The following is a 24,782-nucleotide window of genomic DNA, read 5'->3' as shown; positions in this document are numbered from 1 at the left end:
GTCGGTTGCAATGACACCGGAAGCGACGCTGGCGCGATTCCGCGAGTACATGGTGGGACCGTCGCGGTTCATGACGCTGGTGTCCTGCTTCGAGCTGGGCATCATCGACGCGCTGCGGGAGACGCCCGGCCTGACGGCGGCCGAGCTGGGCGAGGTGGCCGGCGCCAAGCCGGACGCCGTGGAACAGCTGCTCCTGCTCATGGTCAAGGAGGGTTTCGTCGCCCAGGACGAGACCTCCGGCGGCTACCGGCTCGACGGGCTCGCGGGCGTCTCCGAGAAGCTGATCGACCAGGCGCTCGCCGATCTGTACATGATCAAGGCGGTCACGCTGCGGCAGCTGTTCTATCTGACCGAGACCGTCCGCGCCGGCGAGGTCGTCGCCCTGAAGGAGCTGTACGGATACGACGGCGACCTCTACGGCGCCCTCGGCGAGCTGCCGGAACTGCGCGAGCCCTGGGCCAGGTTGATGGACACCGTCACCGCCCACGTCGACCCGTGGTTCTTCGAGAACATCGACATCCCGGCCGGGTCCAACGTGCTCGACCTCGCCGGGAACACCGGGCTCGGCGCCGTCGACACCCTCAAACTGAAAGGCTCGCCCGGACTGCGGGTCACCACCTTCGACCTTCCCGACAAGGAAGCGGAATGCCTGGCGAACTTCCGGGCCCAAGGGGTGGAAGACGTCTGCTCGTTCATCGGCGGAGACGTCTTCGACGGTGTTCCCGAGGGCTTCGACGTCGTCCTGATCAAGCACTTCCTGCCCATGTTCGACAAGAGCGACGTCCTGCGGATCCTCGACCGCGTCAGCAAGTCGCTGCAGATCGGCGCGCAGGTGCACGTGCTGGTGCCGGTGTTCCCCGAGGACATCAAGGACCCCGACAACTACACGGTCGACTTCTACTCCAGCTTCTTCGTCGGCTGCACGATGGGCAAGGGCGGTCCGCAGAAGCTCTCGACCTGGCAGAGCTGGCTCGAGGAATCCGGGCTCAAGGTCACCAAGGCGGTCATGGACGACTGGGAGAACCTGCCCCCGCACGCCCTCACCGCAGAAGCCGTCCTGTCCGCGACGAAGGTCGCCTGACATTCCTTGAACGAAAACAAAGGCTCAAGCCTGGAGGATCAATGTCCGTGTCAGAAAAAGCGGAAGCCGTGTATTCCGCGATCGAGGAAGCGTCCGGCCTGCTGGACATCGACGTCCCCCGGGACAAGGTCCGCTCGGTCCTGGACGCGTTCGGCGACGGGGTCTCGGAAGAGTCCCTGGTCGTCCTCGCCATGGCCGGCGGCGAGCGTCACCGGGGCGACATCGACTACAACTTCACCGTGCCCCTCGAGGCGGGCGACCCGTACGACATAGCCGTGCGGGAGGGCTGGATCGAGAAGACCGACCACCCCGTCGCCAACCTGATCCCGGAGATCCTCGAGAGCTCCGCTGTCACCTTCTACGGCATCGAGTGCGGAGTCGTCGGCGGCTTCAAGAAGACGTACATCTTCTTCCCCCTGGACGACCTGGGCGACCTTTCGGTCCTCGCCTCACTCCCGTCCATGCCGAGCAGCCTGGCCGAGCACGCCCGCACCTTCGCGGACATCGGTCTGGAAAAGCGTGTGTCGATCGTGGGGATCGACTACACCAAGAAGACCGTGAACATCTACTTCATGGCCGGGGGCCTCGACGAGAAGACCGTTCTTTCGGTGCTCGGCGACACCGGACTGCCCGAACCGAGCACCCCGGAGCTGCTGGAGTTCGTCCAGAACTCCTTCTCGATCTACCCCACCTTCAGCTGGGACTCCCCGGACATCGACCGGATCTGCTTCTCGGTGGTGAGCCCGAATCCCGAGTCGTACCCGACGACGCTGTTCCCGGAGATCTCGGAATTCGCGAAGAACGCCCCCTACGAGTACGACGGTGCGCGCGTCCTCGTCTACGGCGAGACGATCTCGCGCAAGGAGGAGTACCACAAGCTCGCCGTGTACTTCCGCCGGCCCGCCTCGTTCTGGAACAACCTGCCGCTGGCCGCCACGTTCGAACAGCTCGTAGCCGCCTGGCGCGCCGAGCAGTGACATCAGGGATCTTGAGGAACGCCAGGAGGAGTCATGTCCGAAACCGTTGAGATCGACGAGCGCAGTGCCGCCGTCGACACACTGGGCGAGGTGATCGGCGAGGCCGGCGCGGCCGCCCTCGAAGGGCCGCGCGAGCAGCTCACCGAGAGCGCCCTGCGCGCCGCCTTCGCGCTGTGGGAGGACCCGGAGGTACGCCCGAAGCTGCTCGGGATCCTCCAGGACGCGGTCAACAGCGAGGAAGGCGCGGAGCAGATGCGCCGCTTCATCGCCGAGCAGCTCTTCGCGCAGGCCGGCAAGTCCATCGGCGCCACCGACCTGGACATCTACCAGATGGCCGAGTTCCTCGGTGTGCCGCCGGTCAACTTCGGCGCGGCCGCCGGGCAGGTCTGGGGCGCCGTCCTGATGCGCTACGTCATCAAGCTGGAGCCGATCGCGTCCATACCGGTCGACGACCTGATCAAGCTCATCAACCCGACGCTCCACCGCTACCTGGGCGCAGCACAGTGATCTGAGGAGGGGACATGTCCGAAGCCATCGAGGCCAAGGAACGCGGCGTCGCCTGGGACACGCTGGGCGGCGCACTCGGCGAGGCCGGCGCGGCCGCGCTCGCCGGGTCGCGCGAACACCTGGCCGAGGGCCTGCTCCGCGGGGCCTTCGCGCTGTGGGAGAACCCCGAGGTACGGCCGAAACTGCTCGGGATCCTCCAGGCCGCGGTCAACGGCGAGGAAGGCGCGGAGCAGATGCGCCACTTCCTCGCCAACCAGCTCTTCGCGCAGGCCGGCAAGTCCATCGGCGTCGAGGGGATGGACATCTACCAGGCGGCCGAGACCTTCGGCGTGCCGGCGGTCAACATCAACGCGGCCGCCGGGCAGGTCTGGGGCGCCGTCCTGATGCGCTACGTCGTCAAGCTGGAGCCGATCGCGTCGGTACCGGCCGAGGAACTGATCCAGCTGCTCAAGCCGACGATCCAGCGCTACCTGGGCTGACCCGGTCCAGCCCCGCCCTGCCGCTCGGCCCCGTACCACCGCCCACCGGTGACACGCCCTGAACCGCGTCACCCGCACCGCCCCCGGGCCCTCCGCGGGCGGTGCTCCCCCGTTCCCACCCGTTGCCGAGTCCTCCTGACCCCGCCTCACGTGCTCGAGCACCGCACCCGCACAAGGAGATGTGTCGTGACCACTGAAGTGATCCCCCGGACCGCCCAGGGCCAGGAATCGGCCGCCGTGGCGCGGCGCACCGTCGAGGAGCTGCTCCAGCGGGTCCAGGAGCGGCTCAGTTCCTTCCTCGCGGCCGAACGCGCCCGCTACGCCGAGGTGAACGAGCGGGCGGTGGTCGCCATCGACGCACTGTCCGACCTGGTCGAGGCGGGCGGCAAACTCGTCCGCCCGGCGTTCTGCCTCGCCGGCTACCTCGCCGCCGGCGGCGACCCCGAGGACCCCGGGATCGTGGCGGCCGCCGCGGCCCTGGAGATGCTGCACATCTCCGCCCTGGTCCACGACGACGTCCTGGACGACTCCCGCACCCGGCGCGGCAAGCCCGCCGTCCACCTCCTGCACGCCACGCTGCACCGCAGCCGCGGCTGGCAGGGCGAGTCGCGCCGGTTCGGTGAGGGCGTCGCCCTCCTCGTCGGTGACCTGGCCCTGGTCTACTCCGACGAGCTGATGTCCCAGGCTCCGGCCGCGGCCCGCCCCGAATGGCACCACCTGCGTTCCGAAGTGATGATCGGCCAGTACATGGACGTCGCCGCGGCCGCCGAGTTCTCCGTCGACCCCGCGCTCTCCCGGCTGATCGCCCTGATCAAGTCCGGCCGCTACACCATCCACCGCCCCTTGGTCGTCGGCGCGAGCGCGGCCGGCCGCGCCGACCTCGCACCCGCCCTCGCCGAGTACGGCGAGGCGGTCGGTGAGGCGTTCCAGCTCCGCGACGACCTGCTCGACGCGTTCGGCGACTCCGCCCAGACCGGCAAGACGGCCGGACTCGACTTCAGCCAGCACAAGATGACCCTGCTCCTCGGCTGGGCCATGCAGCGCGACGCCCACATCCACGGCCTCATCACCGAGCCCGGCCACACCCCCGACGAGGTACGCGGCCGGCTGCTGGACACCGGCGTCCCCGAGGACGTCGAACGGCACATCGCCGGCCTCGTCGACAAGGGCTGCGCGGCCATCGCCGACGCGCCCGTCGACCCGGTGTGGCGCAGCGAGCTGACGAACATGGCCCTGCGCGTGGCCTACCGGAACAAGTGACCCGCCCGAGCACGACACCTGGAGGAAGAATGTCGGGAACCGCGCAGCCGGCGGATCTCTTCGCCGGCGTCGAGGAATCGGCGGCGCTCATCGACGTGTCCTGCTCGCGCGAGAAGGTCTGGCCCGTCCTCGCGGCGTACGAGGACGCGCTTCCGGAGGCCATCATCGCCTTCCGGGTGGCGACCAACTCCCACCACGAAGGGGAGTTCGACTGCCGCTTCACCCTCCCCCGGAGCATCGACCCCTACCTCCGCGCCCGCGCCCACGGCTTCATCACCGAGACCGGCCGGCCCGCGGAGTCCCTGCTCGCCGACATCCAGCGGCACTGCCCCATCGACAGTTACGGCATCGACTTCGGGATCGTCGGCGGCTTCCGGAAGATCTGGGTGTACTTCCCCGGCGGCAGCTCCCAGAGCCTCGCCAAGCTCCGCGACCTGCCGTCGATGCCGCCCAGCCTCACCGAGAACTTCGCCTTCTTCGCCGACCGCGGCCTCGCCGAGAAGGTGGACGTCGTCGCGATCGACTACCGCGGCGGCACCGTCAACCTGTACTTCACCGGATTCCCCGACGAACTGCGCCGGCCGTCCGAGGTCCTGGCGATGCACCGCGCCATGGGCATGCCCGACCCGAGCGAGCAGATGCTCAGGTTCTGCGAGAAGTCCTTCGGCTTCTACGCCACGCTGAGCTGGGACTCCCCGCGGATCGAACGCATCGCCTTCAGCGTGAAGACCCAGGACCCGCTGTCGCTGCCCGCCCGGCTCGGCCCGAAGATCGAGCACTTCGTGAAGAACGTCGCCTACGGCCGTGACGATCCCAAGATGGTGTACGCGGCCATGACGTCGTCGGGCGAGGAGTACTACAAGCTCCAGTCGTACTACCGGTTCCGCACGCGCAGCCGACTGGACCTGATGCCGTCCATCGATCATGCCGCCGACGTCGCGTAGCGCGCGTGGGCCCGTGGAGTTCCGGTTCGGCCGGATGCAGCGACTGCTGAAGGGCGGCCCGGTCCGCACCGTGTCGGTGGACGGCGTGGCCGCCGAGTTCGTCACGGATCCGGAGCTGGTCCGCCGCGTCCTCGTCAAGGACGGCAAGCACTACGGCAAGGGCGAGCTCTTCCAGAAGGCCAGGATCCTCAGCAAGGCGGGGCTGCTCGCGGACGACGACGCCCTGCACCGGCACTACCGGCGACTGGCGCATCCGTATCTGCGCACGGCGGCGGCCGCCGACCACGCCCCCGGCATGGAGAAGACGGCCCGGGACGCGGTGGCCGCATGGCGTCCCGGACAGCCCGTCGACGTCCAGGCGGCGATGTGCCGGGCGGCGAGCGGCATCGCGGTGAGCACCCTCTTCGACGGTCTGCCGGGCGACACGGAGAGCGTGCTCGTCGAACAGCTCACCGTCCTGGCCCGGGAGATGATCGGAAAGCCGCTGCACGGACGCGCGGCCCTGCAACGGGGGCCCGCCCGGCGGCTGGCGAGGGCCTTCACCGGTTTCCGGTCCCAGCTCGCCGTGTGCCTCGCCGACCGTCCCGACGCCACGGCGGGCTACCTCTCGGCACTCCTGTCGGACGCCGAGCGGACCGGCACCCCCGCGCTGAGCGCGGACGAGATCTGCGACGAGGCCGTCATGATGCTGATCGCGGCCACCGTCACCACGGCATCGGTGATGTCCTGGGCCCTGTACGTGCTCGCGGAGCACCCCCAGATCGAGGAGTACGTCCTCAAGGACCTGGCGCGCACGGCGGGCGGATGCCCGGGCGCCCCCTCCGGCCACGGCCACGGTCCGCCCGGCTACACCCTGCGGTTCCTGGCCGAGGTGCTGCGGCTCTACCCGCCCGTGTGGATCACCTGCCGCAAGGCCCTCTCGGACATCACCCTCGGCGACCGCACGTTCCCCGCGGGCACGCACGTGATGTTCAGCTCCTACCTGCTGCACCGGGACCCCGACCGCTACCCGGACCCGCACCGCTTCGACCCGGACCGCTGGCTCACCGCGAGCCCGACCGCCCAGGACGCCTCGTACATCCCCTTCGGCGCCGGGGCCCGAGGATGCGTCGGGGAGCCGTTCGCCTGGAAGGAACTCGAGACCCTGCTCGGCGCGGTGACCCGCGAATGGCAGCTGACCCTCCCACCGGGCACCAGGATCCGCCCGGCCGCCCACACCACCCTGCACCCCCAGCGACTCCTGATGACCCCGCAACCGCGCTGACTCCCCACCCGCACGCTCTTCCCGACCAGCCGCTGCCACCCCCAGCCACGGCGGGTCGGCCGCTCGTACACCCCGCCTGACCGCTCGCCCACCCGACCAGCCGCTTTCGTACCCCGGTCGTCCGCTTCTGACTTCCCGATCCCCCCAACTGCGCTGACTCCCCATCCGCACGCTCTTCTTGACCAGCCGCTGCCACCCCCAGCCACGGCGGGTCGGCCGCTCGCACACCCCGCCTGACCGCTCGCCCACCCGACCAGCCGCTTTCGTGCCCCGGCCGTCCGCTTCTGACTTCCCGATCCCCCCAACTGCGCTGACTCCCCATCCGCACACTCTTCTTGACCAGCCGCTGCCGCCTCAGGCCGGCTGGTCGGTCGCTCGTACACCCCGCCCGACCGCTCGCCCACCCGACCAGCCGCTTTCGTACCCCGGTCGTCCGCATCCGACTCCCGGCCGCTCGCTCACGCGCCCAGGGCGTCCGCTCGCGTGCCCCGGTGAAGGCGATTCCGCGCCCGACCAGCCGACTCCGTACCCCCCCGACCAGCCGAGGAGGGCCGTCATGCCGACTCCGACGACACCTGCACGGACCGTCGACCTCACCTCTCAGGCCTGGGCCGAGGCCCGCTCCATGGCGGGCGCCGGACCGGACCACGGCCGGTGCCCGCCGGGCGGCGACCGTCTGGTGGCCGCCGCGCTGCGGGCACACAGCACGCTGTCGGCCGGACTCGGACACAGCGTCCCGTTCACCGCGCTCGGCCCGAGCGGCGGCGCGGTGCGCGGGCTCGCCGCCTTCCTCGCGGTCTACGCCGGCCAGGACCGTCACTGACGATGCGAGGCGAGCGGCGCGTGGCCCCGGTGCCGCGCCGGACCCTCGACCTCCGCGGCAGCCGTGCTCGAACCCCCGTAGCGCGCACGGGACATGAACTCGCGCCGCCCCTAAGGTGGAGTTGCACGCCGACCCGCCCGCCTCCCTCCCCCCGGAGGCGGGCGGGCATGTCGGCGGACGTCCGTCCCGCGGCCCCAGCCCTCCGCTGCGACGTACTCCCGCCGGCTCGATCCGGGCACGGCCGCACGCGAAGGCCCCACCGCACAGGTGCCCCGGCTGACAGCGGGGCCGGCGCGGTCGTCGCGGAGCATTCTCAGGAAGCCGACCCCGCCGCCGACCGTGAGATGCGCGATGGCGTCGGCGGCCTGACGCCCGCTCGGATCCAAGGAGGGGCCCGCATGAGCCGGATCGAAGCGTTCGAGGAGGCGCGGCCCCTGTTGTTCTCGATCGCCCACCGGATGCTGGGCAGCGCGGGCCGGGCCGAGGACGCGGTGCACCAGGCCTGGCTGTACTACGAGGCCACCCCCCAACAGCCCGCCTCGGACCGCGAGTTCCTCACCGCCACGATCACCCGGATCTGCCTCGACGCCCTGCGCCGGCCCCGCCCGCGGCGGGACCGCCACCCCGGGCCGTGGCTGCCCGAACCCTCACCGGGCGCCAACCCCCACCACCGCTCCCGCCAGGACCCCCCGCGGCCGCCGGAGCCGGCCGAAGCGCCGCCGACGGTCGCCCTGTCGCTGCTGGAACGGCTGAACCCGCTGGAGCGCGCCGTGTTCGTGCTGCGGGAGGTCTTCGGATGCGGCCCCGCCCAGATCGCGTCCGCCGTGGGCTGCTCGGAAGCGGCGTGCCACCAGCTGTCCGCCGCCGTGTCGAGGGCGAGCGCCGCCGGCGGGACGGCCCCGGCCTGGCCGCGGCGCATCGCCGGCGCGGAACACGTCGCCCGGGTCCTCGCCACGATCGTCCCGGCACTGGTCAAGGTCGGCGTCACCCTGGAGCCGCGGCAGGTGGACCACCGTCCCGGCGCCGTCTTCCGCGACCGCAACGGCACGGTCCTCAGCGCCCTCGCCCTCGACATCCTCGACGGGCGGATCCAGACCATCCGCTGGGTGAGGGACTCGGACCCGTCCACCGCGGACACCCCCGCGCCGACCTGACCCGACAAGAGCCGCCAGGCCGGACGGGACCGTAGGACCGTAGAAAAGGAGGAGCCCGCGTGACACGGACCGAGGAGTTCGAGGAACTGCGTCCGCTGCTGTTCGCGATCGCCTACCGCATCCTGGGCAGCGTGAGCGAGGCCGAGGACGCCGTTCAGGACACCTGGCTGCGCTGGGACGCCTCCTCGACCGTGCCCAGGTCGGCGAAGGCCTACCTGTCGACCACGGTGACCCGGATCTCGATGGACGTGCTGCGCTCGGCCCGCGTCCGGCGCGAGACCTACGCCGGGACCTGGCTGCCCGAACCCCTGCTCACCGACTCCTACGAGGACCCGGCACGCTCCGCGGAGCTCGCCGAATCGCTGTCCATGGCGGCCCTGTTGCTGCTGGAACGGCTCTCTCCGCTGGAGCGGGCGGTGTTCGTGCTGCGGGAGGTGTTCGCGTTCGGCTTCCCGGAGATCGCGGACGCGGTGGGGCGTTCGGAGGCGGCGTGCCGCCAGTTGGCGGTGCGGGCGCGTCGGCACATGGACGAGGGCCGGCCCCGGTTCGAGGCCGACCGCAAGGAGTGCGAGGCGCTCGCCGGGCGGTTCTTCGACGCCCTGAAGGAAGGCGACGTCGACAGTCTGCGCAAACTGCTCGCCGCCGACGTGGAGCTGGTCGGGGACGGCGGTGGCAAGGGCCCGCAGCTGGCCAGGACCGTCGTCGGCGACGACCACGTGGCACGGCTGCTCGCCTCCCTGGTCACCACGCTCGCCCGGGTGGACGGCGTCGTGGAGGCCCGCGAGCTCAACGGCCAGCCCGGTGCGATCCTGCGCGACCGGGACAACAAGGTCCTCAACACCTGGACGCTGGACATCGTCGACGGCCGCATCCGGACCATCCGCTCGGTCACCAACCCCGACAAGCTCGGCCACCTGGGCCCGGTGGCCGACGCCTGGGCGATCAACCGAGAGGCCCGCCGCACAACGAACTGACCACCCCACCGGACCACCCGCCACCCACCCCGGCCACCACGGCCGAGACCCACCCCACCGGGCCTGGGCAGGCACCTGCACATGCGCCGAACCGGCCTGCACCGCCGTGTCGGTTCCGGCCCGGGGCCGGCCCGGTCACCGCGCCGCCGGGCCCGGCCGGCTACGTCGCGCGCCCCCCTCACGCCGCCCGAGCCGGTCGGTGGGCGAGCGTGTCCTGGAGGTGGCGGCGGCGCAGTTCGCCGGTGTCGGTGCGGGGCAGGCCGCCCAGGAGGATGAGTTCGGCGGGCAGGTGCGCGGGTGGGACGCCCTGGGCGGACAGATGGGTGCGCAGGTCCAGGAGGGTGGGCGGGGTGCCGTCGGGGACCACGACGGCGCAGGCCAGTTCGCCGTGGCGAGGGTCGGCGCGGGCGACGACCGCGGCCTCGGCCACCCGGGGATGCCCCAGTAGCAGCGCCTCGATCTCGGTGACCGGCACGAGGAACACTCCGCCCACCTCCTCGGTGCGCAGCCGCGGATGCCCCGCCTCGTCCAGGTCCACCACCTCGCCGTCCTCCTGCCAGGTCAGGCCGACTCCGCTGCCGCGCCGCCACACCGCGAGCGGCGAGGCGGGCCCGCGGGGCGAGGGCCGCCCGGCGTCGGAGGCAGGCCGCGGCAGCGCCCGCAGCGGCACCCCCAGCGCGGCGTGGACCCGCCGGCCGAGCGCGGTGGAGGCGCCGGCCTCGTCGGAGGTGAACGCGCCGTGCAGCTCAGACCCCTCCCGCGGCCGGTGTTCCCGCGCGGCGACGAGCTCCTCCCACTGCGCGGGCGTCGCGTACACCCGGCTCACCTCCGCCGCGGCCATCAGCCCGAGCGCGGTCTCCGCATCCCACACGTCCTGCAGTACGACCGTCCCCCCGCACGTGAGCGGACCGATCACCGCGTGCAGCAGCGACGGCAACGACGCCAGCGGCACCGCGGAGAACGCGGCCTCGGCCGCTCCCGTCACCGAAGGCAGGCCCGCGTGCAGTGAGTTGGGCGTGTGCAGCGCCATGCTGTGCGCGGCCCGCAGACCGAGCGAGGTGACCGCGAGAGCGACCCGGTCCGCGGGCCGCGACGGCAGCCGCAGCCACCCTGCGGACCGGTACCGCTCGTGCGGGGTGTGCACGAAGTGTCGTACGAAATCGATCGCGCCCGCGTCCACGGCGTCCCCGAGCACGGCCCGGTGACGCAGCCACGGCAGCCCGGGCGCGAGGTCGGCGAGGACCCGGGCCGGCGCGGCGCCCTCCCACAGATCCGTCACGACGCACAGCCGCGGCTCGGCCGCGGCGAGCACCGCCTCCAGATCCCGGATCCCGTACCCGGTCATCACCGGCACCGCCACCGCGCCGGTGCGCAGACAGGCCAGCAGCAGCGCCACCGTCTCCCAGCGGTTCGGCAGCTGGAAGGCGACCGGGTCGCCGGGGCGCACCCCGAGCGCGTCCAGGGCGTGCGCGAAACGGGCGGTGCAGGCGGCGAGTTGACCGTAGGAGATGCGTGTCACGCGGCTCGGGGCGGGACGGTGCGCCTGGTGGGAGACGATCGCGGTGCGGTGCGGATGGCGTGCCGCACCGCGGTGCACGTCGTGCAGCACGGTCTCGGTGCGCCACCAGCCCCGCTCGACGAAGGCCCGCGCGACCTCGGCGGGCGGCTCCAGGTACCCGAGGAGGTCCGCGAGCGGTCCGTCGCCGTCGGGCAGCGCGCCCGGCGACCCGCCGAGTGTCGCCGTCATGGTCTCCTGCCCGCAGTCCGCCATCACCGGCTCCTGCCCACGGCCCAGGCGACCTGGACCCGGGAGGTGCAGCTCAGTTTCCGCATCACGTTGCGGACATGGTTGACCACCGTCCACTCGGCGATGTCCAGGTGCTGTGCGATCTGCCGGTTCGTCATGCCGTCGGCCACCAGCAGCGCCACCTGCAACTGGCGCGGCGTGAGCGCGACACTCTCCCCGCCGTCCTCGGCCCGGCCCGGCTCGGCCGTGCCGAGCGCCTCGGCGGCCATCGCCTCCGGACGCAGCCGCAGCCCCTCGGCCCACGCGGTGGCGAACACCGCCCCGCCCAGCCGGCGGCGCAGCTCGTCGACGGCGGCCCGCAGCCGGTCCGCACGCTCCCGCTCCACGCCCGCCCCGGTACGGGACCGCAGCGCTCCGGCCGCCGCGAGCAGCCGGGCGGCGGGCTGGGGCCGGCCCGCCCGCTGAAGGATCAGCAGGGCGAACATCTCCAGGACGGCGGGCAGTTCGGTGCGCTCGCCGATCGACTCGTACAGGCCGATGCTCTCCCGCAACGCCACCCGGGCGCTGTCGTCGTCCCCCTCGCACAGGGACAGCCGGGCGCCGAGGTGGAGGGTGCGGGCCAGATCGCGGACGGCGCCGTTCTGCCGCTGGACACGGGCGACCCGTTCCAGCAGGGCACCCGCCTGCTGCGTCTCGCCGGACGCGAGCAGCACCTCGGCGAGCGCGGCGGCCGCCTCGGCGGATCCGGCGGTGTCGCCGTGGGCGTCGAGGGCGGTGAGGGACGCGGACAGCAGGGCCCGGCCCTCGGGCCGCTCGCCGCACCGGAACAGCGCGTGTCCCAGGCGGGCGGAGGGCAGGGCGGCGGCCTGCGGATCACGCAGCCGCTTGTACAGGGCGACGGCCCGGCGGTGGCGGTGCGCCGCCCCGTCGTGGTCGCCGAGGGCCGCGGCGAGTACGCCCGCGCCGCAGTACAGGCGGGCGCGGGTGCGCAGCCACTCCTCGTCCTCGGCCCGTTCGCCCCACTCGGCACCCTTCAGGGCCTGCCCGGTGGCGTCGAACCAGCGCAGCCCCTCCCTCAACTCGCCGCGGACGAGCCAGGGTTGCAGACAGGCGGTGACCAGTCCCGCCCTTGCCAGCAGCGCCGCCGCCCGTTCGGGACGCACGCGGCCCCCGCCTCCTTCCTCCCTCCCCTTCTCGTGTCCTTCGGACGTGCCGGTGCCGGTGCCGTCCTCGTCCTCGAGGTGGCGCAGTGCGGCGAGCACGTTGTCGTGCTCGGCGACCGCGACCCGCAGCCAGCGCTGCTGCTCCGAGCCCTGGAAGCGGCCCTCCAGAGCGGGCAGCAGGCGCCGGTAGTGGTGGGCGTGCGCCTGCCGGGCGGCCAGGGCCCGCTCCGGGCCCGCCTCCTCCAGCAGGGCGAGACCGTAGGCGCGGACGGTGCGCGGCATCGTCAGGCGGCTGTCGGCGCGCGGCTGTTCCTCGAGGGTGAGCAGTCCGCGGTCGAGCATGGTCTCCAGCGCGACGGTGGTCTCCGCCGCCCCCAGTGGCGACACCTTCTCGGCGGTGGGGAGGGTGACACCCCCCTGGAACAGGGCGAGTCGGGCCAGCAGCGACCGCTGCGGCGCGCTCAGGCCGCGGCAGCTCCACTCGGCGATCGCGAGGGTGGAACGCTGCCGCTCCGGTACGTCGACAGGCCCCGGCAGATGACTGTCGCCGCCCCGCCGCAGCCAGCCGAGCAGTTCCTGCGGCGGGTACAGGCGCAGTCGGCGTGCGGCGAGCTCCAGGACCAGCGGGACGCCCTCGAGCAGGTTGCAGATGCCGACGACGGCGCCGACGTTCTCGGGCGTGAGCGCGAAGGCGGGGTTGGCCTGCCGGCCGCAGCGGACGAGGAGCTGGACGGCCGGATTGTCCTGGACGTCGGCGACATCGGCTTCCAGGAGCTCTCCCGGGGGCGGCAGCGGGGGCACCGGCAGGACGCACTCGCCGGAGGTCCGCAGGATCTCCTGACCGGTGGCGAGGACGGTGAGCAGGGGTGTGCCGGCGAGATGCCGGGCGAGCGGCACCGCGAGCCCGCCCGCGATGTGCTCGACGCCGTCGAGCAGCAGCAACGTGCGTTCCGTGATGTCCCGTACGGTCTTGTCGATGTTCTCGAGCACCGACTCCAGGTCCAGACAGGCCGGCAGATCGACGCTGTGGATCCCGCCCGGGAACAGCTCCGCGACCCCGGCAGCGGCCTCGGCCGCCAGCCGGCTCTTGCCCACTCCGCCGGGTCCGGTCAGGGTGATCAGCCTTACGGAAGGGTCCTCGAGCCTGCCCTGGACGCCGATCAGATCGAACTCCCGGCCCACCATCTCGGCCGCCGGTCGGTACGTCCACAGATCCGTTGACATACGTTCCCCCGTACAGCCGCCCGGCGCCGCGTAGCGCAGCGCCGGATTCAGGACATCCCGCGGTGTGCGCGCCCGGTTCCCCGGGGCCCCTTCCCGTGCCCCGTCCCGCCGAGCCGTGCTTCGAGAATCGCTGGACGCGCTTGAACACGACTCAAGACGGGGCTGAGACGACGTCGCGCGGGGATGCCGGAAACAGGCCGGTCGTGCCTGGGCGCCGAGCGGGCGTGGGCTTGGGCGGGCCTGACCCGTCGGACCGGTGGGCCCTACGACCGGACGCGGGGGCGGAGCATGCCGCTCTCGTAGGCGATGGCGACGAGCTGGGTGCGGGTGCGGGCGCCCAGTTTGACCATGGTGCGGCGGACATGGGTCTTGGCCGTGACCTCGGCGACGACGAGCCGGTCGGCGATCTCCTGGGTGGAGAGCCCGGTGCCGACCAGGGACAGCACCTCGCGTTCGCGTGCGGTGAGGTGGTCCAGGGCGGGCACGTCGGGGAGGCCGGGACCGCGCAGACACGCGTCGATCAGGGGGCGGGTCAGCCGCGGGGAGACCAGCGCCCCGCCCTCGCTGACCAGCCGCAGCGCGCGCGGCAGTTCGCCGGTGTCGGTGTCCTGGCACAGCAGTCCGCGGGCACCCGCCCCGAGCGCCTCGAAGGCGAGGGAGCCGGCGGCGACGTCGGCGAGGACGACGACACGGACCCCGTGCGGTCCGGCCCGCCCGACGAGCCGGCGCGTGAGCTCCACACCGTCCAGCCCCGGTAACCGAAGCCCCGTCACAAGGACGTCGGGCAGCAGCCGCCCGGCAAGGTCCTGCGCCCGCCTGCCGTCGCCGCACTCACCCACGACCTCGATGTCGGACTCCCCGCCGAGCAGCCCGGCGAGCGCGACCCGTACGGAGGGGTGAGGGTGGGCGAGGAGTACCTCGATGGCCATGTCCGGGCTCCAGGGGCAGGGCGCCGTGGGTCGGCGCGCGTGGGGGGCAACTACCTTTTGCCAAGGCTGAGTTGGGGCTGCGCCGCATGTGTGCGTCGGCGCATCTCGCCGCCCTCGGCGGATCAGCGCGGCCTCAGTCGGGTGCCAACGGCAGGACCGCCGTGGCGGTCAGGCCCCCCGACACGGCACGGCCCAGGCCGAGGAGGCCGCCGGAGGCCCGCAGCAGGGACGCGGCGATCGCCAGTCCGAGCCCGCTGCCCTCACGCGTGGCTCCGGACGTCCCGCGCCGGAAGGGGTGCCCCACGTGGGCGAGTTCGGCGTCCGTCATGCCGGGGCCCTCGTCCGTGACGCTGACGTGGACGTGCTGCCCGGCGACGCGTACGGAGCAGGTGACGGTGGTGCCGGGCGGGGCCGCCCGCACCGCGTTGTCGAGCAGGACGTCCAGGGCGTGTTCCAGCGCGCCGTGCGTCTGCAGGGCCGTCGCGGCGGTCCCGGTGAGGTCGATACGGACGTCCCGCGCGTCGGCGAGCACACCCCAGGCGTCCGCCCGGGCGGCGGCGACGTCGAGCACCTCGACGGGCTCGGGCGGCGGCCCCTGCCCCGCGGCGCCCCAGTCGAGGATCTGGTTCAGCAGCGCGGCCAGCCGGTCCACCTCGCCCAGCACACCCGGGAGTTCGGCGACATCGGGCCGGCGCTCGCCCAGCATCTGCAACCGCAGCCGGATCGACGACAACGGCCCGCGCAGCTGATGCGCGGCGGCCGCCGCGAGACCGTACGGGCCACCGGCCACCTCAGCCGAGTCCTGTGCAAGCGCCTCCACGCCGTACGGACGCACCCCCGCGTCGTCCGGACGGCCGGTCGTGTCGTGCGGCAGGACGGTCGCACCGTAGCCGCCGGCGTTCATCGTTCGGCCCCGGAGCCGATGGCCGCCGGCACCGTCAGCCGGTACCCCACCCCCCGTACCGTCTCGATCCACCGCGTGCTGCCGAGTTTCCCGCGCAGGGACCCGACATGGACGTCGAGGGTGCGGGTTGAGCCGAACCAGTTCTCGTCCCACACCCGGGCCATGATGTCCTCGCGCTGCATGACCGTGCCCGGCTCCTCCAGCAGCATGGCGAGCAGGTCGAACTCCTTGCGGGTGACCCGGACCTCGTTGTCGTCGAGGAACACCCGGCGGGTGCGCGTGTCGAGCCACAGCGGTCCCGCGCGCAGCTGGTCCGGGGCCACGGCCGGCTCCCCTGCCGGCTCCGGCGGGGTACGGCGCGGACGCGGCACCGGTACGGGGAGCGGCGCCAGGTCGGCGGCCGCGTCCTCCTGGGGCCGTCCGCAGCAGCAGGTACTGCGGCGCAGCACCGCCTCGATACGGGCGAGCAGTTCATGCCGGCTGAAGGGCTTGGGCACGAAGTCGTCGGCCCCGGCGTACAGGGCCGTCACCCGGTCCAGTTCGTGGTCGCTGCCGCTGAGGACGACGATGGGCACACAGGAGTTCTCCCGGATCCGCCGGCACACCTCGTGTCCGGCCAGGTCGGGCAGGCTCAGGTCGAGCAGGACGAGTTTGGTGCCCGGCAGGCTCGCCAGGGCGTCGGTACCGGTGTCGCTGCGGCGGGTGTCGTGGCCGTGCAGATGCAGCATCTGTTGAAGTGCCTCGGCCATTCCGTCATCGTCCTCGACAACCAGTACGTCCATTGCGCTCACGCTCCTCTCAAGGAATTCGTACGCATGACCGGAGTCCTTGAGGTTGCTGAGCGGGCGCGACGGACGTCAACATTCCGCCACACGGTGGGGCGAAACCGTGCGCGTGACCGGAAGTTTCGTGGCTGAGCCCTGTCATGGCGGACGGCGGGAGCGGGCCTGTTGCCAGGGGACGTGCGGCCCGGTCCGGCACCTTGTCATGCCACTGGGAAGATCGGCGTCGCAGCGGCCGGTCAGGCGGCCCGCGGAGCGGGTCCCGACCACGCGTCGCGGCCGCGGCCGAGCAGGTGGGCGAGGTCCCCGGGCCGGCAGACGGCGAACGAGGCTCCGTGGCGGGCGCCGGTGGCGGCGAGCCGGGCGCGGGCGGCGGCGACCGAGCCGAACGCGCGGGCGATCGCGGCGGGCACCGAGGCGCCCGCGAGGGCCTGATAGGGGTCGGTGTCGACGGCGAGCGCGAAGAACTCCAGCGGCAGCCCCGCGGTGGCCCGGTCGAGGTGGGTGGCGCCGCTGACGGCGTCGGCGACCGTCTCCCGGGCCGCCCCGGCGGACAGCCCGCCCAGCAGCCGCGCCTCGCCCCCGCCGGGACAGTGCACCACCCCGTCCAGCCCGCCGAATTCCCGCAGCGCGGCATGCACGGCCCCGCGGACGTCCGCGTACCGCCCCGGCCGCCCCGGCGCCCGTACGAGAACCCCGCCACCCCGCCCGGCGCGGGCGCCGTTCCCGTACGGACCCGGCTGCCCGGGCACCCGTACGAGCGCCCCGTCGCCGCGCCCGCCCCTGTCCGTGCAGGGGCTCGGGCGCCCGGGTGTGCGCGCCCCGGCTACGTCCCGTCCGCTGTCTCCCCGTACGCCCGCGAGGGCACCGTCGCCCTGTCCGGGACCGTCCCCGCCGCCGAACAGCACGACCCGGGCGTCCAGTTCCCGCACCAGGCGCACCGCCAGCCGCTCACCCCCACCGTCGCCGCCGCCCCCGACCAGATAGCGCCCGCCCCGCCGCGGCCCCACCGGTGCGGCCGGGCCGCCGGGTGCCGGGCGGGCCCGCAGGACCCGGACCTCGCGCCCGGTGTCCGTGTAGCGGACCTCCGCCAACCCCGGCCGGGGCAGGGCGAGTTCGGCGCGGGCGACATGGAAGGGGTCCCGGGCCCAGCCGGGCGGCGTCTCCACCCGTACCGACACCGCGTTCAGCCGCCCGTCCTCGACACCGGCGATCTGCGCCACCGCACCGAACGCGGCGGCCAGTTCGGGGCGGGCCCGGCCGGTGACGAGGAACGCGAGGTGCAGCGGGTCGGGGCCGGTCGAGGTGCACAGGGCGCGCAGCAGCGGCAGGACCAGGTCGGCGGCGCGCTCGACGCTGGTGGTGGCGGCGGGCAGATCGACGACGATGCCGCGCGGGGAGCGCCCGGCGTCGCGCAGCTCGCCCAGGTACGTCGACCAGGACATGGCGCTGCCCGTGACATCGCGGCCGATACGGACCGTGCGCACCGAACCGGGCACCCAGGCGCGGCCGTTGTCCCGGCCGTCGACGGCGTGCAGCAGCCGTTCCACCGGGAACAGCGGGGGAGTGCGCGGATGCGTGGCGGCCGGCGCCCACACGGCGAAGTGCCGCGGCGCGTCCGGGGCGCCGTTCCGGGTCGGCCGGCGTACCGCCGGCGTGCTCGCGTCCATGGCTCCACCCCGTCGTCGTGGTCGTGGCCGGTGATCACACCGGTACTGGTGTCAGCATCGGCGGTGCCATGACAGCCCGACCGCACGGCTGTGTCAGCTGCACCGCACCGCTACGTCAACCTTCTGCAAGCCCGCACGCCGTGGCCCCGCCGCAGGGCTGGCCAACCCCATGCCTGCCGTTGAGCCTCTCCTGTGGTTGAGCTGACCGGCAGCTGGCACGACGTTGCTTACGGTGGCTGAAACCGTACGAGGCTCCGATTCCGGCTGATGTGGAGGTGAGTCATGCGTCAGGCGTCAGCCGACCTGCTGAACCCACAGGCACCACCGCGCCGCGAGGTGTTCGAAGCAGAGGCCCGCGCCGCTCCGGCGGCGCACACGGCTTGGCGTGTCCTGATCGTCGACGCCCGCGCCGAGGACGCGGCACCGCTGGCGGAGGCACTGCGCCGGCACGGGCACCACGTGGAGCGTGCCCGCAACGGCTATGCCGCGCTCGAGACCTACGGCGAGGCCGACGTCGACATCGTGCTCCTCGATCCCGACCTGCCCGACGTCGACGGCCTTCAGGTGTGCCGTCAGCTGACCGCGGCCGGCCGCACCGCGGTCGTCGTGCTCAGCGACCGCGGCAGTGAACTCGACGTCGTGCTCGGCCTCCAGGCCGGCGCTGACGACTACCTGGTCAAACCCTGCGGGCTCAGAGAACTCCTGGCCCGTATCGAGGCCGTGATGCGCCGCGTGCAGCCCCGCATCGAACGCCGGGTGCTGTCGATCGGGGCGCTGCGCATCGACGCGGCGCTGCGCGAGGTCCGCCTCGGCGGCCGCACCATCGCGGTGACCCGCAAGGAGTTCGACCTGCTGTACCTGCTGGCCGCACGGCCCGAGACGGTCGTCACCCGCGAGCAGCTGCTGCGCGAGGTGTGGGCCGACTCCTGGTCCCGGCGCACCGTCGACACGCATGTGAGCAGCCTGCGCACCAAGCTCGGCTCCCGGGACTGGATCATCACCGTCCACGGGGTGGGTTTCCGGATCGGCCGGGCCTGAACGCCGGCGTTCCTCGCACTTTTTCGCATTCGGCACTTCCCATTCACGCGTTCATCGCCTGTGCCCGAAGGCGTACGTCCCTGACGTACGCCTTTCCGGGTGCAGGGCAGCAAAGGTGACATGTCTCGTCCACCGTCCACGGGGGATTCGAATGAACCCAATGAACCGACCAGAAATGACGTCCACCACACCGCGCATCCGCTGCGAGGGCGACGACTGCCGCAAAAAGGCCGTCCAGGAGACCGAGCCCGCGGCGCCGCGGCTGCGCCTGTGCCGGGAGTGTCTGCACCTGTTCGTGGCGCGGCTGCGTCGGCTGCCCGCCCTGCACGCCGAACTGGAGGAGGTCCTGGGCGGCCGCGCCACCGGTGAGGGACAGGAGCGCACCAGCGGCGGGCCGGTGCCCTCGGGGCTGCCGTTCAACGCCGCGGCCGCCGATGTGCGGGCGGACATCACCGCCACCCTCAGCTCGTGGAGCGGCCTCGTCGTCGCCGAGCGCGGCGCACCGACCCCGCAGCGCACGGTCACCGCCCTCGCCGCCCTCCTGGTGCGGCACGCCGCCTGGCTCGCCGCCCACCCCGCCGTCGCCGACGCCACCCGCGAGGTCGCCCGCCTGGTCCGGGCCGCGGACCGGGTGGCGCACAGCGAACCGCCGCGCCGGGTGAGCCTGGGCCCCTGTGTGATGCCGGGCTGTCCGGGCCGCCTGGTCACCGAACTGCGGGGCCGTGACGTGGAGTCCGGCCCCGGTATCCGGTGCGACGCCGACGGGGCGCACATCTGGCCGGGCCGACTGTGGACCGAGCTGCGCCGTGCCATGCGGCGGGCGGGCGACGGCCCTGCGCAGGAGCGCTGGCTGACCGCCTCGGACGTGGCCCGGCTGTGGTCCACGCCGACCGGCACCGTCTACCGGCTGGCCAGCGAACAGCGCTGGCGCAGGCGGTCCACGGCCGGGCGGACGTACTACGCGGAGTCGGACGTCCACGCGTGCTTCGCGCGCCGTCGCGCCGCCGGCAGCGACGCCGGAATCTGACGGTCCGCCGCAGTCCCTTGAAGAATTTCTGACATGGATCTGCACGGATACGCGTTGTTATTCGGTCGGGGACCGAAGAAGCTGTAAGTGAGGATCCGGTGAACTGTCCGCACGGCGATGCGAATTCAAGAAATTCCCGCCCAGTGCGCTCCCGATTCCCTTTCCGCGCAGTCCACGAGATCGCGGAGTTCTTGTTCGGAAACGCATCCGGAATTTCCCCCAGGGAGAGAGCCCATGCACAGCACATTGATCGTGGCGCGGATGGACCCGGCGTCCATCGGTGAGGTCGCCCGGATCTTCCAGGAGTTCGACGGCACCGAGATGCCGCACCTGATGGGCACACGGCGCCGTGAGCTGTTCGCCTACCGCGGCCTGTACTTCCACCTCCAGGACTTCGACGACGACCAGGGCGGCAAGAACATCGAACAGGCCAAGACCCACCCGCGGTTCGTGCAGGTCAGCGACGACCTGAAGCCGTACATCGAGGCCTACGACCCGGCGACCTGGCGCTCGCCGGCCGACGCGATGGCCACCCGCTTCTACCACTGGGCCTCCTGATGGCGCGCCAGGTAGTGATCACCGGCATCGGTGTGGTGGCCCCCGGCGGGGTCGGGACCAAGGACTTCTGGAACCTGCTCAGCACCGGCCGCACCGCCACCCGCACCATCACCTCCTTCGACGCGACACCGTTCCGCTCACGGGTGGCCGCCGAGGTCGACTTCGACCCCGAACTGCACGGCCTGAGCCCGCAGGAGGTCCGGCGCATGGACCGCGCCGCCCAGTTCGCGGTCGTCACCACCGCCGAGGCCCTCACCGACAGCGGCCTGGCCCTGAGCGACCTCGACCCGCACCGCACGGGCGTCACCGTGGGCAGCGGCGTCGGCGCGACCATGGCCCTGGACCGCGAGTACCGCATCGTCTCCGACGGCGGCCGCCTCGACCTGGTCGACCACCGCTACGCGGTGCCGCACCTGTACGACTACTTCGTCCCGAGCTCCTTCGCCAGCGAAGTGGCCTGGAAGGTCGGCGCCGAGGGCCCCGCCGCCGTCGTCTCCACGGGCTGCACCTCGGGCCTGGACTCGGTGGGATACGCCACTGAACTGATCCGCGAGGGCAGCGCCGACGTCATGTTCGCCGGCGCCGCGGCCGCCCCCATCTCCCCCATCACGGTGGCCTGCTTCGACGCCATCAAGGCGACCACCCCCCGCAACGACGACCCCGAGCACGCCTCCCGCCCCTTCGACCGGACCCGCAACGGCTTCGTCCTCGGCGAGGGCGCCGCCATGTTCGTCCTGGAGGAGCGCGAGCGGGCCGAGCGGCGCGGGGCGTACATCTACGCCGAGATCGCCGGCTTCGCGACCCGCTGCAACGCCTTCCACATGACCGGGCTGCGGCCCGACGGACTGGAGATGGCCGAGGCGATCCGGCTCGCGATGGACGAGGCGCGCATCAACCCCGAGCAGGTCGACTACATCAACGCCCACGGCTCGGGCACCAAGCAGAACGACCGGCACGAGACCGCGGCGTTCAAGCACAGCCTGGGCGCGCACGCCTACGAAACCCCGGTCAGCTCCATCAAGTCCATGGTCGGGCACTCGCTCGGCGCGATCGGCTCCCTGGAGATCGCCGCCTCGGTCCTCGCGATCGAGAACAACGTGGTGCCGCCGACGGCCAACCTCCACGAACCCGACCCCGACTGCGACCTGGACTACGTGCCGGTGCACGCCCGTGAACAGCGCACCGACACGGTCCTGAGCGTCGGCAGCGGATTCGGCGGGTTCCAGAGCGCGATGGTGTTGCGGAGGGCGGCATGAAGACGACCGAGGCCCTGAGCACGGCCACCGCCGGCCCGGCCACGACCACCCGCGTCGTCGTCACCGGACTGGGCGTCACCGCCCCCAACGGCCTGGGCACCGACGACTTCTGGAGCGCCACCGTCGAGGGCCGCAGCGGCATCGGCCCGATCGGACGTTTCGACGCCTCCGGCTACCCGGCCCGCCTGGCCGGCGAGGTCCCCGGCTTCGTCGCCGAGGACCATCTGCCGGGCCGGCTGCTGCCGCAGACCGACCACATGACCCGCCTCGCGCTGGTCGCCGCCGACTGGGCCCTCGCCGACGCGGGCGTCACGCCCGGCGACTGGGCGCCCTTCGACATGGGCGTGGTCACCGCCAGCTCCTCGGGCGGCTTCGAGTTCGGCCAGCGCGAACTGCAGGCGCTGTGGAGCAAGGGCGGCCAGTACGTCAGCGCGTACCAGTCCTTCGCCTGGTTCTACGCCGTCAACACCGGCCAGATCTCCATCCGGCACGGCATGCGCGGCCCCAGCGGCGTCGTCGTCTCCGACCAGGCCGGGGGCCTCGATGCCCTCGCGCAGGGCCGGCGGATGATCCGCAAGGGCAGCAAGCTGATCGTCTCCGGTGGCGTCGACGGCTCGATCTGCCCGTGGGGGCATGTCGCGCAGCTCGCCGCCGGCCGCCTGTCCACCAGCGACGACCCCGGCCGCGCCTATCTGCCCTTCGACATCGAGGCGGCCGGCCATGTGCCGGGCGAGGGCGGCGCCCTGCTTATCCTCGAGGACGCCGAGGCGGCCCGGGAGCGCGGGGCCCGCGTGTACGGCGAGATCGCCGGATACGCGGCCACCTTCGACCCGCCGCCCGGCACCGGCCGCGAGCCGGGCCTGGAGCGGGCGATCCGCCAGGCACTCGCGGACGCCCACGCCGATGCCGGTGACGTCGACGTGGTGTTCGCGGACGCCGCCGCGATCCCCGAGCTCGACCGGGCCGAGGCGGACGCGGTGACCCGGGTTTTCGGCCCCGAAGGGGTCCCGGTGACCGCGCCCAAGACGATGACCGGACGTCTGCTGTCCGGCGCCGCCTCCCTGGACGTGGCCGCGGCCCTGCTGTCCGTCCGGGACGGCGTGATCCCGCCCACCGCCCACGTCACCCCCGACCCGGCCTACCGCCTGGACCTGGTCACCGGCGAGGCGCGCCGGGCCCGGGTGGACACCGCGCTGGTCCTCGCCCGCGGCTACGGCGGCTTCAACTCCGCGATGGTCGTGCGCCGGAGCACCTCGTGAACGCCGGCCGCGCCCCGACACACACGGCTCAGACAACGTCAGAAGAGAGGGTGGCGCGTATGGCCAGCAAGGTGATGGCCAAGGGCCAGGCCAAGAGGTCCGACAACGTCCAGCACTGCGATGTCTTCATCCTGGGATCGGGCCTGGCCGGCTCGGTCGCCGGGGCGATCCTGGCCCGCCAGGGCACCAAGGTGGTCCTCGTCGACGCCGGGCAGCATCCGCGGTTCGCGGTCGGCGAGTCGATGACGCCGCAGCTCATCGAGTGGCTGCACATTCTCAAGTCGCGCTTCGACGTCCCCGAGCTCGGCCATCTGCTCAGCGCCAAGGCGGTCGCCGACAACATCGGCCCGCACCACGGCAAGAAGCAGAGCTTCGGGTTCATCAAGCACGAGGAGGGCCGGGAGCCGGACCCGGAGCAGGCGACGATGTTCGTCATCCCCAAGGTCCTCACCGACGCCAGCCATCTGTTCCGCCAGGACAGCGACCAGTACTACTTCAACGTCGCCGCCAAGTACGGCTGCGTCACCCGGCAGAACTGGTTCGCCACCGACCTCGACTTCGACGACGACGGCGTCACCATCACCGGCCGCAACGGCGAGGTGTTCCGGGCCAAGTACCTCATCGACGCGAGCGGCTTCCGCTCCCCGTTGGCGGAGAAGTTCGCCCTGCGCGAGCAGCCCGCCCGCTTCAAGCACCACGCCCGCTCGATGTTCACGCACTACATCGGCGTCAAGCCGTTCGACGACGTCTCGCACCACCCGGTCAGCAAGCGGCCGCCCGCCCAGTGGCACGGCGGCACCCTGCACCACCTCATCGAGCGCGGCTGGTTCTGGATCATCCCCTTCGACAACGTCAAGGGCTCCAAGAACCCGATGTGCTCGGTCGGCATCACCATGGACGAGCGCACCTACCCCAAGCCCACCGACCTCACCCCCGAGCAGGAGTGGCAGGGATTCCTCGACAAGTACCCGGCGGTCAAGCGGCAGTTCGTGGGCGCCAAGCGGGTGCGTGAGTGGATCTCCACGGACCGCCTGCAGTACTCCTCCAGCCGGTCCATCGGCCCGCGCTGGTGCCTGATGTCGCACGCGGCCGGCTTCCTGGACCCGCTGTACTCGCGCGGCCTGTCCAACACCTTCGAGGTGGTGTACTCGCTGTGCACGCGCATCCTGGAGTCGGTCAAGGACGACGACTGGTCGGTGGAGCGGTTCGAGTACGTCGAGCAGCTGGAGCGCGGTCTGCTCCAGTACAACGACGACCTCGTCAACGCCTCCTACATCTCCTTCTCCCACTTCCGTCTGTGGAACGCGGTGTTCCGGGTGTGGGGTGGGTTCCTCACGCCGGGCGTGATGCGGCTGCACCGGGCCCGCGCGCAGTACGAACTCGACGGGAACGAACAGCACCTCAAGGAGCTGGAGAACACCCCGTACCCGGGCCTGTGGTGGCCGCACGACGAGTTCAAGAAGATCCTCGAACTGACCGCCGAGGTCTGCGAGAAGTACGAGATCGGCGAGCTGGACGGGGACACCGCGGCGGACACGATCTTCACGGCGCTGCGTGAGTGCGAGGGCCTGAACCCGGTGTTCGGCTGGAAGGACGACGACTCCACGCGGTTCGTGTACCCGACCACCGCGATGGTCGCCAAGTTCATGAACTGGTCGCTGCGCAAGGCCCCCGAGGGCGAGATGCGCGACATCGCCCGCTCCCTGGTGAGGAGCGGCCTGCGCTCGGCACTTCAGGGCAAGAAGGCGCTCTAAGGAAGGAC

At 72.4% G+C, this 24,782-nt stretch carries 22 protein-coding genes; 16 read left to right on the top strand and 6 right to left on the bottom strand.

What is annotated here, in order from left to right; translation table 11 throughout:
* Positions 1-10 precede the first annotated feature (10 nt).
* From OG381_RS48825 to OG381_RS48780, 10 genes are all read left to right on the top strand, one after another.
* Entirely contained in the window at positions 11-1,081 is a 1,071-nt protein-coding gene (locus tag OG381_RS48825) for a methyltransferase (protein ID WP_327722869.1), read from the top strand.
* Positions 1,082-1,128: 47 nt separating this feature from the next.
* Positions 1,129-2,058 carry an aromatic prenyltransferase gene (locus OG381_RS48820; RefSeq protein ID WP_327722868.1) on the top strand — a complete coding sequence of 310 codons (930 nt, stop codon included), beginning with the start codon at positions 1,129-1,131 and terminating at the stop codon, positions 2,056-2,058.
* Between the two features lie 33 nt (positions 2,059-2,091).
* A complete protein-coding gene (locus OG381_RS48815) occupies positions 2,092-2,565 on the top strand; it encodes a TetR/AcrR family transcriptional regulator (protein WP_327722867.1) in 474 nt (157 codons plus the stop codon).
* A gap of 14 nt (positions 2,566-2,579) precedes the next feature.
* Positions 2,580-3,044, top strand: a complete 465-nt coding sequence (locus tag OG381_RS48810; RefSeq protein ID WP_327722866.1) for a TetR/AcrR family transcriptional regulator — start codon at positions 2,580-2,582, stop codon at positions 3,042-3,044.
* 186 nt (positions 3,045-3,230) lie between these two features.
* Complete coding sequence (locus tag OG381_RS48805) at positions 3,231-4,304, top strand: polyprenyl synthetase family protein (RefSeq protein ID WP_327722865.1); 1,074 nt, start codon at positions 3,231-3,233, stop codon at positions 4,302-4,304.
* 29 nt (positions 4,305-4,333) lie between these two features.
* Positions 4,334-5,248 carry an aromatic prenyltransferase gene (locus tag OG381_RS48800; RefSeq protein ID WP_327722864.1) on the top strand — a complete coding sequence of 305 codons (915 nt, stop codon included), beginning with the start codon at positions 4,334-4,336 and terminating at the stop codon, positions 5,246-5,248.
* Between the two features lie 34 nt (positions 5,249-5,282).
* Complete coding sequence (locus OG381_RS48795; RefSeq protein ID WP_327722863.1) at positions 5,283-6,512, top strand: cytochrome P450; 1,230 nt, start codon at positions 5,283-5,285, stop codon at positions 6,510-6,512.
* A 556-nt stretch (positions 6,513-7,068) separates the two neighbouring features.
* Positions 7,069-7,335 (top strand): hypothetical protein, encoded by a 267-nt coding sequence (locus OG381_RS48790; RefSeq protein ID WP_327722862.1) that lies wholly within the window; start codon positions 7,069-7,071, stop codon positions 7,333-7,335.
* A 398-nt stretch (positions 7,336-7,733) separates the two neighbouring features.
* The gene (locus tag OG381_RS48785; RefSeq protein WP_327722861.1) at positions 7,734-8,489 is read left to right on the top strand and encodes a sigma factor-like helix-turn-helix DNA-binding protein; all 756 of its coding nucleotides are present in this window, start codon (positions 7,734-7,736) and stop codon (positions 8,487-8,489) included.
* Between the two features lie 59 nt (positions 8,490-8,548).
* A complete protein-coding gene (locus OG381_RS48780) occupies positions 8,549-9,463 on the top strand; it encodes an RNA polymerase sigma-70 factor (protein WP_327722860.1) in 915 nt (304 codons plus the stop codon).
* A gap of 178 nt (positions 9,464-9,641) precedes the next feature.
* Here the strand turns inward: OG381_RS48780 and OG381_RS48775 are convergent, their stop codons facing one another.
* The 6 genes from OG381_RS48775 to OG381_RS48750 form a co-directional block, all read right to left on the bottom strand.
* Entirely contained in the window at positions 9,642-11,234 is a 1,593-nt protein-coding gene (locus tag OG381_RS48775; RefSeq protein WP_327722859.1) for an AMP-binding protein, read from the bottom strand.
* The gene (locus OG381_RS48770) at positions 11,234-13,597 is read right to left on the bottom strand and encodes an ATP-binding protein (protein ID WP_327722858.1); all 2,364 of its coding nucleotides are present in this window, start codon (positions 13,595-13,597) and stop codon (positions 11,234-11,236) included. The genes OG381_RS48775 and OG381_RS48770 overlap by 1 nt, the downstream gene beginning before the upstream one ends.
* 263 nt (positions 13,598-13,860) lie before the next feature.
* Complete coding sequence (locus OG381_RS48765) at positions 13,861-14,526, bottom strand: response regulator transcription factor (RefSeq protein WP_327722857.1); 666 nt, start codon at positions 14,524-14,526, stop codon at positions 13,861-13,863.
* 133 nt (positions 14,527-14,659) lie between these two features.
* Complete coding sequence (locus OG381_RS48760) at positions 14,660-15,430, bottom strand: sensor histidine kinase (RefSeq protein ID WP_327722856.1); 771 nt, start codon at positions 15,428-15,430, stop codon at positions 14,660-14,662.
* On the bottom strand, positions 15,427-16,212 hold the full coding sequence (locus OG381_RS48755) for a response regulator transcription factor (protein ID WP_327722855.1): 786 nt from the start codon (positions 16,210-16,212) through the stop codon (positions 15,427-15,429). Before OG381_RS48755 ends, OG381_RS48760 begins: the two co-directional genes overlap by 4 nt.
* Before the next feature lie 239 nt (positions 16,213-16,451).
* On the bottom strand, positions 16,452-17,882 hold the full coding sequence (locus tag OG381_RS48750; protein WP_327722854.1) for a hypothetical protein: 1,431 nt from the start codon (positions 17,880-17,882) through the stop codon (positions 16,452-16,454).
* 282 nt (positions 17,883-18,164) lie between these two features.
* On the opposite strand from OG381_RS48750, the gene OG381_RS48745 reads away from it, so the two are divergent.
* The 6 genes from OG381_RS48745 (at position 18,165) to OG381_RS48720 (ending at position 24,774) form a co-directional block, all read left to right on the top strand.
* Positions 18,165-18,920 (top strand): response regulator transcription factor, encoded by a 756-nt coding sequence (locus OG381_RS48745; RefSeq protein ID WP_327722853.1) that lies wholly within the window; start codon positions 18,165-18,167, stop codon positions 18,918-18,920.
* A 175-nt stretch (positions 18,921-19,095) separates the two neighbouring features.
* The gene (locus OG381_RS48740; protein ID WP_327722852.1) at positions 19,096-19,947 is read left to right on the top strand and encodes a hypothetical protein; all 852 of its coding nucleotides are present in this window, start codon (positions 19,096-19,098) and stop codon (positions 19,945-19,947) included.
* 234 nt (positions 19,948-20,181) lie between these two features.
* Positions 20,182-20,505, top strand: a complete 324-nt coding sequence (locus OG381_RS48735) for a TcmI family type II polyketide cyclase (protein WP_327722851.1) — start codon at positions 20,182-20,184, stop codon at positions 20,503-20,505.
* Complete coding sequence (locus tag OG381_RS48730; RefSeq protein WP_327722989.1) at positions 20,502-21,761, top strand: beta-ketoacyl-[acyl-carrier-protein] synthase family protein; 1,260 nt, start codon at positions 20,502-20,504, stop codon at positions 21,759-21,761. The genes OG381_RS48735 and OG381_RS48730 overlap by 4 nt, the downstream gene beginning before the upstream one ends.
* Complete coding sequence (locus OG381_RS48725; protein WP_327722850.1) at positions 21,758-23,020, top strand: ketosynthase chain-length factor; 1,263 nt, start codon at positions 21,758-21,760, stop codon at positions 23,018-23,020. The genes OG381_RS48730 and OG381_RS48725 overlap by 4 nt, the downstream gene beginning before the upstream one ends.
* 59 nt (positions 23,021-23,079) lie before the next feature.
* Positions 23,080-24,774 carry an NAD(P)/FAD-dependent oxidoreductase gene (locus OG381_RS48720; RefSeq protein WP_327722848.1) on the top strand — a complete coding sequence of 565 codons (1,695 nt, stop codon included), beginning with the start codon at positions 23,080-23,082 and terminating at the stop codon, positions 24,772-24,774.
* The last annotated feature ends 8 nt before the right edge of the window (positions 24,775-24,782 follow it).

This window comes from Streptomyces sp. NBC_00490, from assembly GCF_036013645.1.
GTDB lineage: Bacteria > Actinomycetota > Actinomycetes > Streptomycetales > Streptomycetaceae > Streptomyces > Streptomyces canus_F.
This window is presented reverse-complemented; position numbering and strand designations above follow the sequence as displayed.

Excerpts from the sequence above, each read along its gene's own strand:
- OG381_RS48825 (WP_327722869.1), top strand. The coding sequence starts at position 11 with ATGACACCGGAAGCGACGCTGGCGCGATTCCGCGAGTACATGGTGGGA.
- OG381_RS48815 (WP_327722867.1), top strand. The coding sequence starts at position 2,092 with ATGTCCGAAACCGTTGAGATCGACGAGCGCAGTGCCGCCGTCGACACA.
- OG381_RS48810 (WP_327722866.1), top strand. The coding sequence starts at position 2,580 with ATGTCCGAAGCCATCGAGGCCAAGGAACGCGGCGTCGCCTGGGACACG.
- OG381_RS48800 (WP_327722864.1), top strand. The coding sequence starts at position 4,334 with ATGTCGGGAACCGCGCAGCCGGCGGATCTCTTCGCCGGCGTCGAGGAA.
- OG381_RS48795 (WP_327722863.1), top strand. The coding sequence starts at position 5,283 with ATGCAGCGACTGCTGAAGGGCGGCCCGGTCCGCACCGTGTCGGTGGAC.
- OG381_RS48790 (WP_327722862.1), top strand. The coding sequence starts at position 7,069 with ATGCCGACTCCGACGACACCTGCACGGACCGTCGACCTCACCTCTCAG.
- OG381_RS48785 (WP_327722861.1), top strand. The coding sequence starts at position 7,734 with ATGAGCCGGATCGAAGCGTTCGAGGAGGCGCGGCCCCTGTTGTTCTCG.
- OG381_RS48775 (WP_327722859.1), bottom strand. The coding sequence starts at position 11,234 with ATGGCGGACTGCGGGCAGGAGACCATGACGGCGACACTCGGCGGGTCG.
- OG381_RS48770 (WP_327722858.1), bottom strand. The coding sequence starts at position 13,597 with ATGTCAACGGATCTGTGGACGTACCGACCGGCGGCCGAGATGGTGGGC.
- OG381_RS48765 (WP_327722857.1), bottom strand. The coding sequence starts at position 14,526 with ATGGCCATCGAGGTACTCCTCGCCCACCCTCACCCCTCCGTACGGGTC.
- OG381_RS48760 (WP_327722856.1), bottom strand. The coding sequence starts at position 15,430 with ATGAACGCCGGCGGCTACGGTGCGACCGTCCTGCCGCACGACACGACC.
- OG381_RS48755 (WP_327722855.1), bottom strand. The coding sequence starts at position 16,212 with ATGGACGTACTGGTTGTCGAGGACGATGACGGAATGGCCGAGGCACTT.
- OG381_RS48750 (WP_327722854.1), bottom strand. The coding sequence starts at position 17,882 with ATGGACGCGAGCACGCCGGCGGTACGCCGGCCGACCCGGAACGGCGCC.
- OG381_RS48745 (WP_327722853.1), top strand. The coding sequence starts at position 18,165 with ATGCGTCAGGCGTCAGCCGACCTGCTGAACCCACAGGCACCACCGCGC.
- OG381_RS48740 (WP_327722852.1), top strand. The coding sequence starts at position 19,096 with ATGACGTCCACCACACCGCGCATCCGCTGCGAGGGCGACGACTGCCGC.
- OG381_RS48735 (WP_327722851.1), top strand. The coding sequence starts at position 20,182 with ATGCACAGCACATTGATCGTGGCGCGGATGGACCCGGCGTCCATCGGT.
- OG381_RS48725 (WP_327722850.1), top strand. The coding sequence starts at position 21,758 with ATGAAGACGACCGAGGCCCTGAGCACGGCCACCGCCGGCCCGGCCACG.
- OG381_RS48720 (WP_327722848.1), top strand. The coding sequence starts at position 23,080 with ATGGCCAGCAAGGTGATGGCCAAGGGCCAGGCCAAGAGGTCCGACAAC.